Source organism: Microbacterium sp. AG157 (assembly GCF_003385695.1).
Taxonomy (GTDB): domain Bacteria; phylum Actinomycetota; class Actinomycetes; order Actinomycetales; family Microbacteriaceae; genus Microbacterium; species Microbacterium testaceum.
On sequence record NZ_QRDK01000001.1, the window covers coordinates 609,763 to 623,852 of the forward strand.

Sequence of the window (14,090 nt, forward strand, 5' to 3'; positions counted from 1 at the left end):
AGGCGTACCATCCCCGCATGTCACCTGTGGCTGTCTCCTCCGTCGCGGAGTGGACGCGCGCGTGCAGTGGCGCCTTCGTCCCCCTCCGCGTGAGCGCGACCGCGGCCGCCTTTCACGCCAGCCTGGCTCAGGTCAGGCTCGGCCCGGCCGTCACGGTGACCCGCGTCATGAGCGAGGCGTCGACGGTCTACCGAGACCAGGACCTCATTCGCCGTCAGCCACGCGACGACGTGCTCCTCTCGCTGCACCGTCGTGGACGCGGATGGATCCGTCAACACGGCCGTACGGCCGAACTGGGCTCCGGATCGGCGGTCATGTACGACGCCGCCTCCCCGTACGCGCTGTCATTTCCCGCTTCGATGAGCGAGGTGGTGCTGCAATTGCCCCGCCGCACGCTCACCAGCGCGGGCCACACGTTCGCCGGGCTGACCGCGGTCGACATCCCCGACTCCGCGCAGTTGCGCGCGCTCACCCTGCTGGCCTCGTCGATCCAGCGCCCGGCGGCCGAAGAGGCGGAAGCCATCGGCGATGCGCTCATCGGACTGCTCCGCGCGGTCGTCCAGGGCCGCGACGCGGGCGCGCCCGCCACCGATCCACACCTTCTCGTCGAGGGCATACGCCTCTGGATCGACGAGCAGTGCGTCGATCCCGATCTCACCCCCGAGCGGATCGCCGCCCACTTCCACCTGTCGCTTCGCACGCTGCAGAAGCTCTTCGCCGCAGACGGCGAATCCCCGGCGGCGTTCATCCGTTCCTGCCGGTTGCGTCGCAGCCGGTCCCTGCTGGGCGGCGGGATGAGCGTGGCCGAGGCCGCGCGGCGCACCGGTTTTCTTGATGTCGACGGCTTCACCCGCGCGTTCAAGCGCGAGTTCGCGCAGACCCCTTCATCCGTGCGCTCGGCCGGCCACTGACGCCGGTACCCGCGGTCGTTACCCGGGACGACGGATGCCACGACCCCGGGCCCTCGCGGGGCGCCGGGGTCGTGGCATCCGGTGTCTTCTGCGGCCCGGTCAGGCGTACGGGTTCGCCGTCAGCGTGTACTTCGTCTGCAGGTACTCGTGGATGCCCTCGTCGCCGCCCTCGCGGCCGAGTCCCGACTGCTTCCAGCCGCCGAAGGGAGCCGCGGCGTTGGAGACGACGCCGACGTTGAGGCCCATCATCCCGGTCTCGAGCTTGTCGATCATGCGCTGGCCGCGCGCGAGCGACTCGGTGAAGACGTAGGAGACGAGCCCGTACTCGGTGTCGTTGGCGAGGCGCACGGCGTCGTCTTCGTCGTCGAAGGGGATGATCGCGAGCACGGGTCCGAAGATCTCCTCACGGAGGATGTCGCTGCCGGGTTTCACGTCGGACACGACGGTCGGCTCGAAGAACGTGCCGGGGCCGTCGATGGGCGAACCGCCGGTGGTGACGGTGGCGCCGCGCTCGACGGCATCCCCCACGAGGGTCTTGGCCTTGTCGACGGCGCGGTCGTCGATGAGGGGGCCGATCTGCACGCCCTCCTCGGTGCCGCGGCCGATCTTCAAGCCCCGCACGCGCTCGGTGACGCGGCGGGTGAACTCGTCGGCGATCGAGCGCTGCACGATGAAGCGGTTGGCGGCCGTGCAGGCCTGGCCGATGTTGCGGAACTTCGCGAGCATCGCACCCTCGACCGCCTTGTCGAGGTCGGCGTCGTCGAACACCACGAAGGGGGCGTTGCCGCCGAGTTCCATCGACGTGCGCAGTACGCCCGGTGCGGCCTGCTGCAGCAGCTTCACGCCGACGGGGGTCGAGCCGGTGAACGAGAGCTTGCGCAGCCGCGGGTCGGAGATGATGCGCTCCGAGACCGGGCCGGTGTTCGTGGTCGTGACCACGTTGACGACACCGGCGGGGAGCCCCGCGTCCTGCAGGATCTGCGCGAAGAACAGCGTGGTGAGCGGGGTGAGGGTGGCCGGCTTGATGACGACCGTGCACCCGGCGGCGAGCGCGGGCGCGATCTTGCGGGTGGCCATCGCGAGGGGGAAGTTCCACGGCGTGATGAGGTAGCAGGGGCCGACCGGGTGCTGCGAGACGATCATGCGGCCGGTGCCCTCGGGGTTCGCGCCGTAGCGGCCCTGGGTGTGCGCGGTGACCTCGCTGAACCAGCGCAGGAACTCCCCGCCGTAGCCGACCTCTCCGCGCGCCTCAGCGAGGGGCTTACCCATCTCCAGCGTCATCAGCAGCGCGACGTCTTCCTTGCGCTCCTGCAGCAGGTCGAAAGCACGGCGGAGGATCTCGGCGCGTTCGCGAGCGGGGGTCGCCGCCCAGGACGGGAACGCCTCGGCCGCGGCATCCATCGCCGCCACCCCGTCGTCGACACTCGCGTCGGCGATTTCGCGGATGACTCCGCCGGTAGCGGGGTCGTTGACCGCGACGGTCTTGCCGCCCTCGGCAGCGCGCCACTCGCCGTTGATGAGCAGACCGGTGGGAACGGATGCCAGCAGCTCGCTCTCGCGCGAATCAGTCATGAATCCTCCAGGATCGGGGCGGGGTTCTCCGCCCATTCTTCTCAGCCCGCGGGTGCGTGCCGATATACGTGGCGTACAAGGGGGTGACTCCGGTCGCCGTCATGGCCAGCCCACGGCGTCCGGCGGACGTCCCGAGCGTGCGCGCACGCCCGGCGCTCGAGCGGAACACGCGCGCATAAACGCTGTCCGCGCGCATAAACGTGCCGTGCTCGCGTTTATGCGCGTGGATCGCGTTTATGCGTGGGGGTGCGGATGCCGGGGTCGACGGCGTCAGCGCGATGCCGCGGCCAGGGGCTCCGCCATCGCACCGGCGAGGAACCGCTCCAGCCCGACCGGATCGGTGAGCGGCAGCACGTGCGCGACGTACTGATCGGGCCGCACGACGACCACGGCCCCCTCGGCGCCGATGCCGCGCTCGGCGAAGACGTCGCCCGTCGTCCAGGCCGAGGGCGCGGCGGCGAACACCTTCTCGAGGTCGGTGAGCCCCAGCGGCCCGGACTGCGGGCGGAAGAGCGTCGGTACGTCGACCACGTCCTCCCAGCGACCGGGGTACACCACCTTCGCGTCGAAGACGGCGTCGAGGTCCGCTCCCTCGGGAGTGAACCGCTCGACGACGGCCCGCGCCGCGCCGACCCAGTCCTGCAGCGCCGTGCCCTCGGCATCCGCGAAGACGTACAGGCGCCAGCGCCCGTCGGCTTTCGCGTGGTGGCCGAGGTGCACGGCGTTGCCGTCGCACACCCGCACGACCTCGACGCTGTGGAAGCGTTTGCCCACCGGGAATCCGGATGCCAGTTCCTGGGCGGCGTCCGCCGCGACGATACGCGAGGGGGCGTAGTGCGTGCCGAAGCCGGAGGGGAACTCCGCGGTGGCGAGGTAGTAGGTCGCGAGCTCGTCGGGGTCGGTGATCTCACCGGGCTTGCGGGCCATGAGCGACGACCACTCGCGGTCGAAGTCGATGAGCTGCTGGGCGACCGGGCGGCGCTCCTGATCGTAGGTGCGCAGCAGCTCGACGGGCGCGAGGCCGGTGAGCACGTGACCGAGCTTCCAGCCGAGGTTGAAGCCGTCCTGCATCGAGACGTTCATGCCCTGGCCGGCCTTCGCGCTGTGCGTGTGGCAGGCGTCGCCCGTGAGGAAGACGCGCGGGTCATCGAGATCATCGACGAACTGATCGGTGACCCGATGGCCCACCTCGTAGACGCTGTGCCACGCGACCTGCTTCACGTCGATCGAGTACGGGTGCAGGATCTCGTTCGCCCTCCGGATGACCTCGTCGATCGGCGTCTGACGCACGCGGTGGTCGTCGTCCTCGGCGACCTCGCCGAGGTCGATGTACATGCGACTGAGGTAGCCGCCCTCGCGTGGGATGTGCAGGATGTTGCCCGCCGCGGCGTTGATCGCGCACTTGATCCGCCAGTCGGGGAAGTCGGTCTCCACCAGCACATCCATCACACCCCACGCGTGGCGGGCGGCTGCGCCGACGTGCGTGCGGCCGATCGCCTGGCGCACACCGCTGCGCGCTCCGTCGCACCCCGCGACGTATTTCGCGCGGATCGTGCGCTCCCCCTCGGTCGTACGCACGCGCACCTCGACGTGGTCGCCCTGCACCTCGAGGTCGAGGAACTCCACGCCGTAGTCAGGGGCGATGCGCGCGGGCCCGTGGGCCGCCGCCTCGGCGAAATAGTCGAGCACGCGCGCCTGATTGACGATCAGGTGCGGGAACTCGCTGATCTTGTACCCGTAGTCCTCGGTGCGCGTCGTGCGGACGATCCGGTCGGGGTGCTCGGGGTCGGGTGCCCAGAAGTTCATCCAGCCGATGTTGTACGCCTCGGCCGTGATGCGGTCGGCGAAACCGAACGCCTGGAACGTCTCGACGCTGCGCGGCTGGATGCCGTCGGCCTGGCCCAGCGACAGTCGCCCCTCCCGCTTCTCGATGAGGCGCGTGGTGAGGTGCGGGAACTGCGACATCTGGGCCGCGAGCAGCATTCCGGCGGGACCGGACCCCACGATGAGCACGTCGACCTCGTCGGGGAGGCGTGCCGGCCGGTCGATGCCGGTTCCGGCGGCGTTCTGCACGCGCGGGTCACCCGAGACATAGCCGTGGTGGTGGAACTGCACTGTTTCTCCTGACGTCGATGTCGAGGTTGCTCACCAGACCGTCGTGTTCTATATTCGAACGCAACGTTCTGCTATCGAACGAAAGGTTAGCCGAGCCATGTCATCGCGGCAAGACGCAACGCCCGCTTCGCAGACGCTCAGCCGCGGCATCCGCCTGCTCGAAGAACTCGCCGATGCCCGCACCCCGCTGACGATCGACGACCTGGCCACGCGCGTCGGGCTCCACCGCTCCGTGGCGTATCGACTCCTGCGCACGCTCGAGGACCACGGACTCGTGACGAGGGATGCCGCGGGCGCGGTGCGCCTGGGAACGGGCCTGGCGGCTCTCGCCGCGGGGGTCGCCGCCGACCTGCAGGCCGAGGCCCTGCCCGAGCTCACGGCCGCGGCGAACGAGCTGGGCATGACGTGCTTCCTCGTCGTGCTCGACCACGACGAGTGCGTGACCCTCCTCAGCGTCGAACCACGCCACGCGACGACGACCGTCGCGCAGCGGCCGGGGACGCGGCATCCCGTCACCCGGGGAGCCCCGGGGCGGGCGATCCTCGCGCAGATGCCCCCGGGCCGCTGGCCCGACGCCGCCGACGCCCGACTCGCGGCCGAGGTCGCCGACACCGCCGAGCGCGGCTGGGCGACCAGCCACGACGAAGTCATCCCGACCCTGCGCGCCGTCGCCGCGCCGCTCAGCGTGCAGGGGCGGCAGCCGGCCGCCGTCGCCGCCGTGTACGTCGCGACCGATCGCGACGACGCGGCGATCGGGTCGCGGCTGACAGCGGCGGCCGAGGCCATCCGCCGCGCACTCTAGGGCGCGTCAGCCCGTCAGGCCCGTCCCGCACGAGGAGCAGAAGCGCGCTCCCGCCGGGTTCTCGGAACCGCATCCGCCGCACGACGCGACCACCGCGAGCGGGGAACCGCACTCGCCGCAGAACTTCCCGCCGTGCGATTGCGCCCCGCACGCACCGCAGCGCGGGCGGGCCTGCGTCTTGAGGTCGGCACCGCCCAGCAGGTCGACGGTCTCGAGCCGCTCCTGCACCTGACGACGTCGCGCCTCGGCCTGCAACTGAGCCAGCTCTTCCGTGGCATTCGGCGAGCAGCGCACGCACTGACCCACCCCGTCGTTCCAGCACCCGTCGCCGCAGACCCAGTCGCTGCAGCCCCGGCACTGATGGAATCGCGGCGCGATCTCGGCCGTCGCCGCACGGAGCGCCTCGTCTTTCGCGGGTGAGTTGGTGCCGCGGTCGAGGAAACGATCGGCCATCGACGCGAATTGCGACACGGGGCCGCCGAAGAGGTTCCCGATGCCGCGGGCGAGCTTCTGCCCCGCGGCGCGCGGGTCGGGGCGGAACGCCGAGCGGTAGCCGTTGCCGCAGCGTTCGCAGCGGAACTCGAATTGGAAGCCGTCCATGTTGGACAGGTCGGTGAAGTTGTCGGTGAACGGGACGAGGTCACTCATGTCACTCCTGATCGAGGCGAGGGGCGCCGGCGGCGCCGCGGGGGGTTGCGGGCCGCGGCCCGAAGACGAGGTCGACGAGAGGTCCGAAGTCGTAGCGATCGCCGAAGTGCGGGGCCTGCATGAGGAGCAGGTTGTTCATCAGCATTCCGCGCCCCATGAACGCCCAGAGGTCGAGGTCGCTCGCGCCGGCATCGCGCAGCGTGCGGTAGACCTCGTCGAACTGCCGACGTGACTCGACCCCGATCTCGGGTTCGGCGGTCGCGGCCGAGAACGCGTGAGCCCAGACGAGAACGGCCTCCGGCCGCGAGAGGACGAGCTCACGGTAGGCGGCGCCCAGCCGGTCGGGGTCGAAGCCGGCGCCCGAGGCTCCGCGGAAGGCGCGCGTGATCTCGGCCCCGGCGTGAGCGTGCGTGCGCACGAACAACTCGAGCTTCGACCCGAAGGTGCGAATGACGTAGGGCTGCGACACCCCCATCTCGCTCGCGACCTGAGCGGTCGAGGTGCCGAAGTAACCGCGGGCGGCGAAGGCACGGACGGAAGCCGTGAGCAACTCGTCGTCGCGCGCGGTGCGGCGGCGGGGGCTCGGCATCCGTTCTCCTTCCGGGGAGGTTATCGCTCGATAATACCGACGGCATCGCACCCCGCAGCCGGATTCTCGTCCCCGGTCCCGGAGTACAACCGCCCCGCGCCCCTATACTCGATCCCGTCAGGCGCACGAGGCCGTGCGTCGCTGCTCGAAAAAAGGGCACGTAGCGGAATCCCCGCGAGACACATACGGCATCCATCCGTTCCGTCTCGAAAGGCTCCCCTCGTCATGCCCACCGTTTCCGCGCACGTCGCGCACACCCTCGCTCGCCACATCGACACCGTCTTCGGCGTCATGGGCAACGGCAACGCCTATTTCCTCGACGCGCTGGGGCGCGAGACTCCCTCAGGTTTCGTCGCCGTGCGGCATGAGGCGGCGGGCGTCGTCGCCGCCGACGCGCACTACCGCGCCTGCGGCCGCCTCGCCGCTGCCACCGCCACCTACGGCGCCGGCTTCACCAACACGCTCACCGCGCTCGCCGAGGCCGTCCAGGCGCGCACGCCTCTCGTGCTGATCGTCGGCGATGAGCCGACCTCGGGCCCGCGCCCCTGGGGTGTGGACCAGATCGCCCTCGCCGCCGCCGTCGGCGCGCGCACGTATACCGTCGGTCACCGCGACGCGGCGGCCACCATCGTCATCGCGATCGAGCACGCCCTCACCTACCGCCTGCCCGTGGTTCTCGGCATCCCGTACGACGTCGCCACCCGTGAGGCCGGTTCGATCCCGCCCGCCGAGGCCCCCGGCGCCGCCCCCGAGGTCACGCCCGAGCACCCCCCTCTCGGCGCCTTCGCCGACAAGGTCATCGACCAGATCGTCGACGCGCTGGCATCGGCCGAACGACCGCTGCTCCTGGGGGGACGCGGCGCCTGGCTGGCCGGCGCGGGAGCGGCGCTGGACGACCTCGCCGCCACCGCCGGAGCGCTGACCACGACCAGCGCCCTGGGCCGCGGCCTGTTCTCGGATCCGGCGCGCGACCTCGGTGTCGCCGGTGGCTTCGGCGCTCCCGGCGCGATGGAGATCGTGCGCGAGGCCGATGTCGCCGTCGTCTTCGGTGCGAGCCTGAACCAGTTCACGATGCGCTTCGGCGAGCTCTTCTCCCCCGGCTCGCGCGTCTTCCAGGTCGACCTCGCGCCGACGGCGACGCACGCGCACATCGGCGGGTACGTGCGGGGGGATGCCGCTGACGTCGCCATCGAGATCACGCGCCGCCTCCGCGCGCAGGGCGCGACGCCCTCGGCCTGGGGCCAGGGCCTCGACCTCGCCGCCGCCCGCCGCCAGCCCGAGGGTCAGGGCACGGGTCCCGACGGGCGCCTCGACCCGCGCACCGCCGCCGCCCGCATCGCCGAACTGCTGCCCCAGGACCGCGTGATCGTCTCGGACGGTGGGCACTTCCTCGGCTGGTCGAACATGTACTGGCCGGTGGCCTCGCCCGACCGCATGATCATGGTCGGAACGGCGTACCAGTCGATCGGCCTGGGCTTCCCGAGCGTCCCCGGCGCCGCCGTCGCCCGCCCGGACTCCACGATCGTGCTCACCACCGGCGACGGGGGCGGGCTCATGGCCCTCGCCGACCTCGAGACCGCCGTCCGGGTCGCGGGCGGCCGCGGTATCGCCGTGGTCTGGAACGACGCGCAGTACGGAGCCGAGGTCCTGAACTACGGCCTCAAGGGCCTGCACCCCGATCCCATGCTCATCCCCCAGGTCGACTTCGCCGCGGTCGCGCGCGGGTTCGGCGCCGAGGGCGTGGTGGTCGAGTCGGTCGACGACCTCGAGGCCCTGGCATCCTGGGTCACTCGCCCGGCCTCCGAGCGGGACTTCCTCCTGCTGGATCTGCGCGTGAGCGCGGCGGTCGTCGCACCGTACTGGGAAGAGATCGCGGCGCGCTGACCGGGTCGGGCGCGGGACTCCCGAGAATCCGCGCGTCCGCAAAGAGCCGGGGCGCCCTCCTCGGGCACCCGCCCCGCCGTGCCCAACTCCTGAATGATTCGGGCTGTGCCGTCTGGAGAGCGGCGCGCCCGACCCCCGGCGGCCCGGATCTCAGGAGTTCGGTGCGGGCACAGAGCTCCGGGCCTGGCACGCCCCGGCGCGCCGAACGGCCCCGCCGCACCGAAGCGCGACGGGACCGCGACGGCCGGGCTCAGGCCTTCGACAGCCCGCGCACCGGGCTGACCGACTGCTCGGCCTCGTGGTCGGGGCCCAGCGGAATCCCGCTGCGGTCGCGCAGCACGAGCGTCGCGACGGCGCCGAGCATGACCATGCCCGCGAGGTACCAGGTCACCGACATGGTCGACCCCGTCGCCTTGACCAGCGCCTCGGCGATCGTCGGGGCGAACGCCCCGCCCAGGATCGCGCCGAGGGCGTACGAGATCGACACCCCCGAGAAGCGGATGGATGCCGGGAACAGCTCGGCGTACAGCGCGGCCTGGGGTCCGTAGGTGAGGCCGAGGCCCACGGTCAGCACCACGAGACCCAGGGTCAGCAGGCCGATGCTCGCGGTGTTGACGAGCGGGAACAGCACGAAGACCCCGACCAGCAGCGCCGCCCACCCGATCAGGTAGGTGGCGCGTCGGCCGATGACGTCGCCGATCCACCCGCCGATCCAGGTGAAGACGAGCCACGACACCGCCGACAGGGTCACCGCGCCGAGCACGTCGGCGGTGGCCAGACCCACGGGTCCGTCGGGGTTGGTGGCGTAGCGCTGGATGTAGCCGCCCGTGGTCATGTAGCCCACCGCGTTGTTGCCGGCGAACACGAGGGCGGCGATCAGCACGAGCAGCGCGTGCTTGCGGAACAGCTGCACGATCGGCATCCGCGTCTTCTCTTTGCGCTCGGCGAGCTCGAGGAAGACCGGGCTCTCCTCGACCTTCCGGCGCACATAGTAGCCGATGAGGATCAGGACGAACGACAGCAGGAACGGCACGCGCCAGCCCCACGCGAGGAAGGCGTCGCCGGGGGCGACGACCGCCATGAGGGCGAGCATGCCGCTCGCCAGCAGCAGACCCAGCGGAACGCCGAGCTGGGGGGCGGCGCCGAAGAGGCTCCGCTTGGCCTTGGGGGCGTGCTCGACGGCCATGAGCACCGCGCCGCCCCACTCGCCTCCGGCCGAGATGCCCTGCAGCACACGCAGCAGGATCAGCAGCACGGGGGCCGCGACGCCGATGACGTCGAAGGTCGGGAGCACGCCGATCAGGGTCGTCGAGGCGCCCATGAGGATGAGCGTGATCATCAGCACGACCCGGCGGCCGTACTTGTCGCCGAGATGGCCGGCGAGGAAGGCGCCGAGGGGACGGAACAGGAAGCTGAGCCCCACGGTGAGGAACGACAGGATCTGCGCGACCCCGGGTCCGGCCGGCGCGAAGAAGAGCTGGCCGAAGACCAGCCCCGCAGCCGAGGCGTAGAGGAAGAAGTCGTACCACTCGACGGTGGTTCCGACCACGGTGGCGAAGACCACGCGGCGGCGATCGCCCGAGGTCGAGATGGTGCCGGTCGGGGTGAACCCGGCCGAGCGGCGAGAGGGTGCGGTGGACATGAGTGGCTCCTTTGACGTCATCGTCGAGACCGCGACGTCGCTGTCGAGAGGTCGGCGGGGTCGTGCTTGCCCCCGCCTCTCGGATCATATACGATTTCGAATACGACGCAAGGGAGCTTCATGAACGACACCGCCGACCCCCGGTTCGCCGTCCTCGGCGAGCGCCCGGGCAAGATCGTGGCCGTCCACCTGGCCTACGCCTCGCGCGCCGACCAGCGCGGCCGCCGCCCGGCCGCCCCCTCGTACTTCTTCAAGCCGTCGAGCTCCCTCGCCCCCTCGGGCGTCGAGATCGAACGTCCCGCGGGCACCGAGCTGCTCGCGTTCGAGGGCGAGATCGCCCTCGTCATCGGCGAGCCCGCCCGATGGGTGACGCCCGACGCCGCGTGGTCGCACGTGGCATCCCTCACCGCCGCGAACGACTTCGGTCTCTACGACCTGCGCGCCAACGACAAGGGCTCGAACGTCCGTTCCAAGGGCGGCGACGGCTACACGCCCCTCGGACCGGCGCTCCTCGACGCCCGCGACGTCGATCCGGCGGACCTGCGCCTGCGCACCTGGGTCGACGGCGACCTCGTCCAGGACGACTCGACCGCCGGGCTCATCTTCCCCCTCGCGCAGATCGTCGCCGACCTCTCCCAGCACTTCACCCTCGAGACCGGCGACGTCATCCTCACCGGCACCCCCGCGGGATCCTCGGTCGTCACGCCGGGCCAGGTCGTCGAGGTGCAGGTGGATGCCGGCCCCCTGTCGACCGGGAAGCTCCGCACCACGGTGGCCCAGGGCGACCGGTCGTTCGATCCCGCGATCGGTTCGCTGCCCGCGGTCGATGACACCCAGCGCACCGAGGCGTGGGGGTCGGCCGCGGCCGCCGCTGCCGCGGGAACAGGGGACGCCACCGACGCGGGGCGATCCGCCGCGGATGAACCTGTTCCCGCCGACTCCCCTGTCCCCATGACCGCCGCAGCCCCCTCGCTCTCGCCCGAACTGCGCGACAAGCTTTCGCGCGTCCCCGTCGCCGCCCTCAGCGGGCAGCTGCGCAAGCGCGGCCTCAACGACGTGACCATCGACGGCGTGCACCCCCTCACCCCCGGCAGCCGGTTCGTCGGCACGGCGCGGACCCTCCGGTTCGTCCCCCACCGCGAAGACCTCTTCGCCCTGCACGGCGGCGGGCAGAACGCGCAGAAACGCGCCTTCGACGCCGTCGAGGAGGGCGAGGTGATCGTCATCGAGGCCCGTGGCGAGACCGGTTCGGGCACGCTCGGCGACATCCTCGCGATCCGCGCTCATGCCCGCAAGGCCGCCGCGATCGTCACCGACGGGGGCGTGCGCGACGCCGAAGCCGTGGCCGCGGTCGGCATCCCCGTCTTCACCGCCGGCCCGCACCCGGCCGTCCTCGGCCGCCGTCACGTGCCGTGGGAGACCGATGTCGCGGTGGGTTGCGGCGGCACCACCGTCGAGCCCGGCGACATCCTCGTCGGCGACGGCGACGGGGTGATCGTCATCCCGCCCGCTCTGGCCGACGAGGTGGCCGACGCCGCCCTCGCACAGGAGCAGGAGGATGCGTGGATCGCCCGTCAGGTGGCATCCGGTCGTCCCCTCGAGGGACTCTTCCCGATGAACGCCGCGTGGCGCGCCCGCTTCGACGGCGAGAGGAACGCCTGATGGATGCCGCGACCCCGCCCACCGCGCACGCGTCGAGCCAGAGCAAGTCGCAGCAGGCGTACCACTGGATCAAGAACCGCATCGCTTCGCAGGAGTTCACGCCCGGCTACCGGCTCGTGCTCGGCTCGATCGCCGGGGAACTCGACATGAGCGTCGTGCCGGTGCGCGAGGCGATCCGCCAGCTCGAGGCCGAGGGGCTGGTCATGTTCGAGCGGAACGTCGGCGCCCGCGTCTCGATGGTCGACGACACCGCCTACCGCTTCAGCATGCAGGCGCTGAGCCTGCTCGAGGGAGCGGCGACCGCGCTGTCGGCCCGAGCTCTGACGACCGACGACATACGTCGCGCGCGCCAGGTCAACGAGCTCATGGTCGAGACGCTCGAGCACTTCGACCCCCGCGCCTTCACCGCGCTCAACCAGGAGTTCCACGCGATCCTGTTCGAGAAGTGCGCCAACCCCCGCATGCTCGAGCTCGTGCAGGCCGAGTGGGCGCGCCTCGGGCACCTGCGCGACTCCACCTTCAGCTTCGTCCCCGGCCGCGCCGCCGAGTCGGTCCGCGAGCACGAGAACATCCTCGTGCTGATCGAGAACGGCGCCCCGCTCGCCGAGATCGAGAAGGTCTCTCGGCGTCACCGCTCGGCCACTCTCGATGCCTACATGATCCACGAGCACCCCGACCAGGTGCTCGGCCTGCCCGCTTTCTGATCCCGGATGCCATCGGCATCCGCCCCCTCCGACGAAGGAGCATCCATGACCCGCCGTATCCCCGCCGAGCTGCCCGAGCGCATCCAGCACTACATCGGCGGCCGTTTCGTCGACTCGGTCGACGGCGACACGTTCGACGTGCTCGACCCGGTGACGAACCAGACCTATGTCACGGCCGCCGCCGGCAAGAAGGCCGACATCGACCTCGCCGTCGAGGCCGCCCGCACGGCCTTCACCGACGGCCCGTGGCCGCGCATGCTCCCCCGCGAACGCTCGCGCGTGCTGCACCGCATCGCCGACCTCGTCGAGTCTCGCGACGAGCGCCTCGCGGAGCTCGAGTCGTTCGACTCGGGCCTGCCCATCACGCAGGCCCTCGGTCAGGCCCGCCGCGCCGCCGAGAACTTCCGGTTCTTCGCCGACCTGGTCGTGGCCCAGACCGACGACGCCTTCAAGGTTCCCGGGCGCCAGCTCAATTACGTCAACCGCAAGCCGATCGGTGTCGCCGGGCTCATCACGCCGTGGAACACCCCGTTCATGCTCGAGTCGTGGAAGCTCGGTCCGGCGCTCGCCACCGGCAACACCGTGGTGCTCAAGCCCGCGGAGTTCACCCCGCTCTCGGCATCCCTGTGGGCGGGCATCTTCGAAGAGGCGGGCCTGCCCGAGGGCGTGTTCAACCTCGTCAACGGCCTCGGCGAAGACGCCGGCGATGCGCTCGTGAAGCATCCCGACGTGCCGCTCATCTCGTTCACCGGCGAGAGCTCGACCGGGCAGCTCATCTTCGCCAACGCCGCGCCCTTCCTGAAGGGCCTGTCGATGGAGCTCGGCGGCAAGAGCCCCGCGATCGTCTTCGCCGACGCCGACCTGGACGCCGCCATCGACGCGACCATCTTCGGGGTCTTCTCGCTCAACGGCGAGCGCTGCACCGCGGGCAGCCGCATCCTCGTGGAGCGCTCGGTGTACGACGACTTCGTACAGCGCTACGCCGCCCAGGCCGATCGCGTGAGGGTCGGCTACCCCGACGACCCCGCCACCGAGGTCGGGGCGCTCGTGCACCCCGAGCACTACGACAAGGTCATGTCGTACGTCGAGCTCGGCAAGAGCGAAGGGCGTCTCGTCGCCGGCGGCGGCCGCCCCGAGGGGTTCGCGGAGGGCAACTTCGTGCGGCCCACGGTGTTCGCCGACGTCGCACCCGACGCCCGCATCTTCCAGGAGGAGATCTTCGGCCCCGTCGTCGCTATCACTCCCTTCGACACCGACGACGAGGCCCTCGCCCTCGCGAACGACACGAGGTACGGCCTGGCCGCCTACGTCTGGACGAACGACCTGAAGCGCGCCCACCTGTTCGCGCAGAACGTCGAGGCGGGCATGGTGTGGCTCAACTCCAACAACGTCCGGGACCTCCGCACCCCCTTCGGCGGGGTGAAGGCCTCCGGTCTCGGCCACGAGGGCGGCTACCGCTCGATCGACTTCTACACCGACCAGCAGGCCGTGCACATCACGCTCGGCGGGGCCCACAACCCGACGTTCGGCAAGGCCCCGGGGCACTGAGCCCGGTCCGCGC

At 71.1% G+C, this 14,090-nt stretch carries 11 protein-coding genes; 6 read left to right on the forward strand and 5 right to left on the reverse strand.

The features are described from left to right. The first annotated feature begins 17 nt into the window (after positions 1 to 17). Entirely contained in the window at positions 18 to 911 is an 894-nt protein-coding gene (locus DEU35_RS02905; protein ID WP_170210579.1) for a helix-turn-helix domain-containing protein, read from the forward strand. A 99-nt stretch (positions 912 to 1,010) separates the two neighbouring features. Here DEU35_RS02905 and DEU35_RS02910 read toward each other — a convergent pair whose 3' ends face one another. Beyond that, entirely contained in the window at positions 1,011 to 2,483 is a 1,473-nt protein-coding gene (locus DEU35_RS02910; RefSeq protein ID WP_103206576.1) for an NAD-dependent succinate-semialdehyde dehydrogenase, read from the reverse strand. A gap of 270 nt (positions 2,484 to 2,753) precedes the next feature. Further along, entirely contained in the window at positions 2,754 to 4,598 is a 1,845-nt protein-coding gene (locus tag DEU35_RS02915) for an FAD-dependent monooxygenase (RefSeq protein WP_116238555.1), read from the reverse strand. Between the two features lie 97 nt (positions 4,599 to 4,695). On the opposite strand from DEU35_RS02915, the gene DEU35_RS02920 reads away from it, so the two are divergent. Next, positions 4,696 to 5,400, forward strand: a complete 705-nt coding sequence (locus tag DEU35_RS02920) for an IclR family transcriptional regulator (protein ID WP_116238556.1) — start codon at positions 4,696 to 4,698, stop codon at positions 5,398 to 5,400. Positions 5,401 to 5,406: 6 nt separating this feature from the next. Here the strand turns inward: DEU35_RS02920 and DEU35_RS02925 are convergent, their stop codons facing one another. Both DEU35_RS02925 and DEU35_RS02930 read right to left on the reverse strand, forming a co-directional pair. After that, complete coding sequence (locus tag DEU35_RS02925; protein ID WP_103206579.1) at positions 5,407 to 6,048, reverse strand: zinc ribbon domain-containing protein; 642 nt, start codon at positions 6,046 to 6,048, stop codon at positions 5,407 to 5,409. 1 nt (position 6,049) lies between these two features. Beyond that, entirely contained in the window at positions 6,050 to 6,637 is a 588-nt protein-coding gene (locus DEU35_RS02930; RefSeq protein ID WP_103206580.1) for a TetR/AcrR family transcriptional regulator, read from the reverse strand. Between the two features lie 225 nt (positions 6,638 to 6,862). Between DEU35_RS02930 and DEU35_RS02935 the strand changes: the two genes are divergently transcribed. Beyond that, complete coding sequence (locus DEU35_RS02935; RefSeq protein ID WP_116238557.1) at positions 6,863 to 8,521, forward strand: thiamine pyrophosphate-binding protein; 1,659 nt, start codon at positions 6,863 to 6,865, stop codon at positions 8,519 to 8,521. Between the two features lie 250 nt (positions 8,522 to 8,771). Here the strand turns inward: DEU35_RS02935 and DEU35_RS02940 are convergent, their stop codons facing one another. Then, entirely contained in the window at positions 8,772 to 10,163 is a 1,392-nt protein-coding gene (locus DEU35_RS02940; RefSeq protein WP_116238558.1) for an MFS transporter, read from the reverse strand. A 120-nt stretch (positions 10,164 to 10,283) separates the two neighbouring features. Here DEU35_RS02940 and DEU35_RS02945 point away from each other — a divergent pair, with 120 nt between their 5' ends. Genes DEU35_RS02945 through hpaE form a run of 3 tightly spaced genes read left to right on the forward strand, consistent with a single transcriptional unit; the run spans position 10,284 to position 14,077 of the window. Beyond that, positions 10,284 to 11,825 carry a fumarylacetoacetate hydrolase family protein gene (locus DEU35_RS02945; protein ID WP_116238559.1) on the forward strand — a complete coding sequence of 514 codons (1,542 nt, stop codon included), beginning with the start codon at positions 10,284 to 10,286 and terminating at the stop codon, positions 11,823 to 11,825. Further along, positions 11,825 to 12,529, forward strand: a complete 705-nt coding sequence (locus DEU35_RS02950) for a GntR family transcriptional regulator (RefSeq protein ID WP_116238560.1) — start codon at positions 11,825 to 11,827, stop codon at positions 12,527 to 12,529. Before DEU35_RS02945 ends, DEU35_RS02950 begins: the two co-directional genes overlap by 1 nt. A gap of 45 nt (positions 12,530 to 12,574) precedes the next feature. Next, positions 12,575 to 14,077 (forward strand): 5-carboxymethyl-2-hydroxymuconate semialdehyde dehydrogenase, encoded by a 1,503-nt coding sequence (gene hpaE, locus DEU35_RS02955; protein WP_116238561.1) that lies wholly within the window; start codon positions 12,575 to 12,577, stop codon positions 14,075 to 14,077. The last annotated feature ends 13 nt before the right edge of the window (positions 14,078 to 14,090 follow it).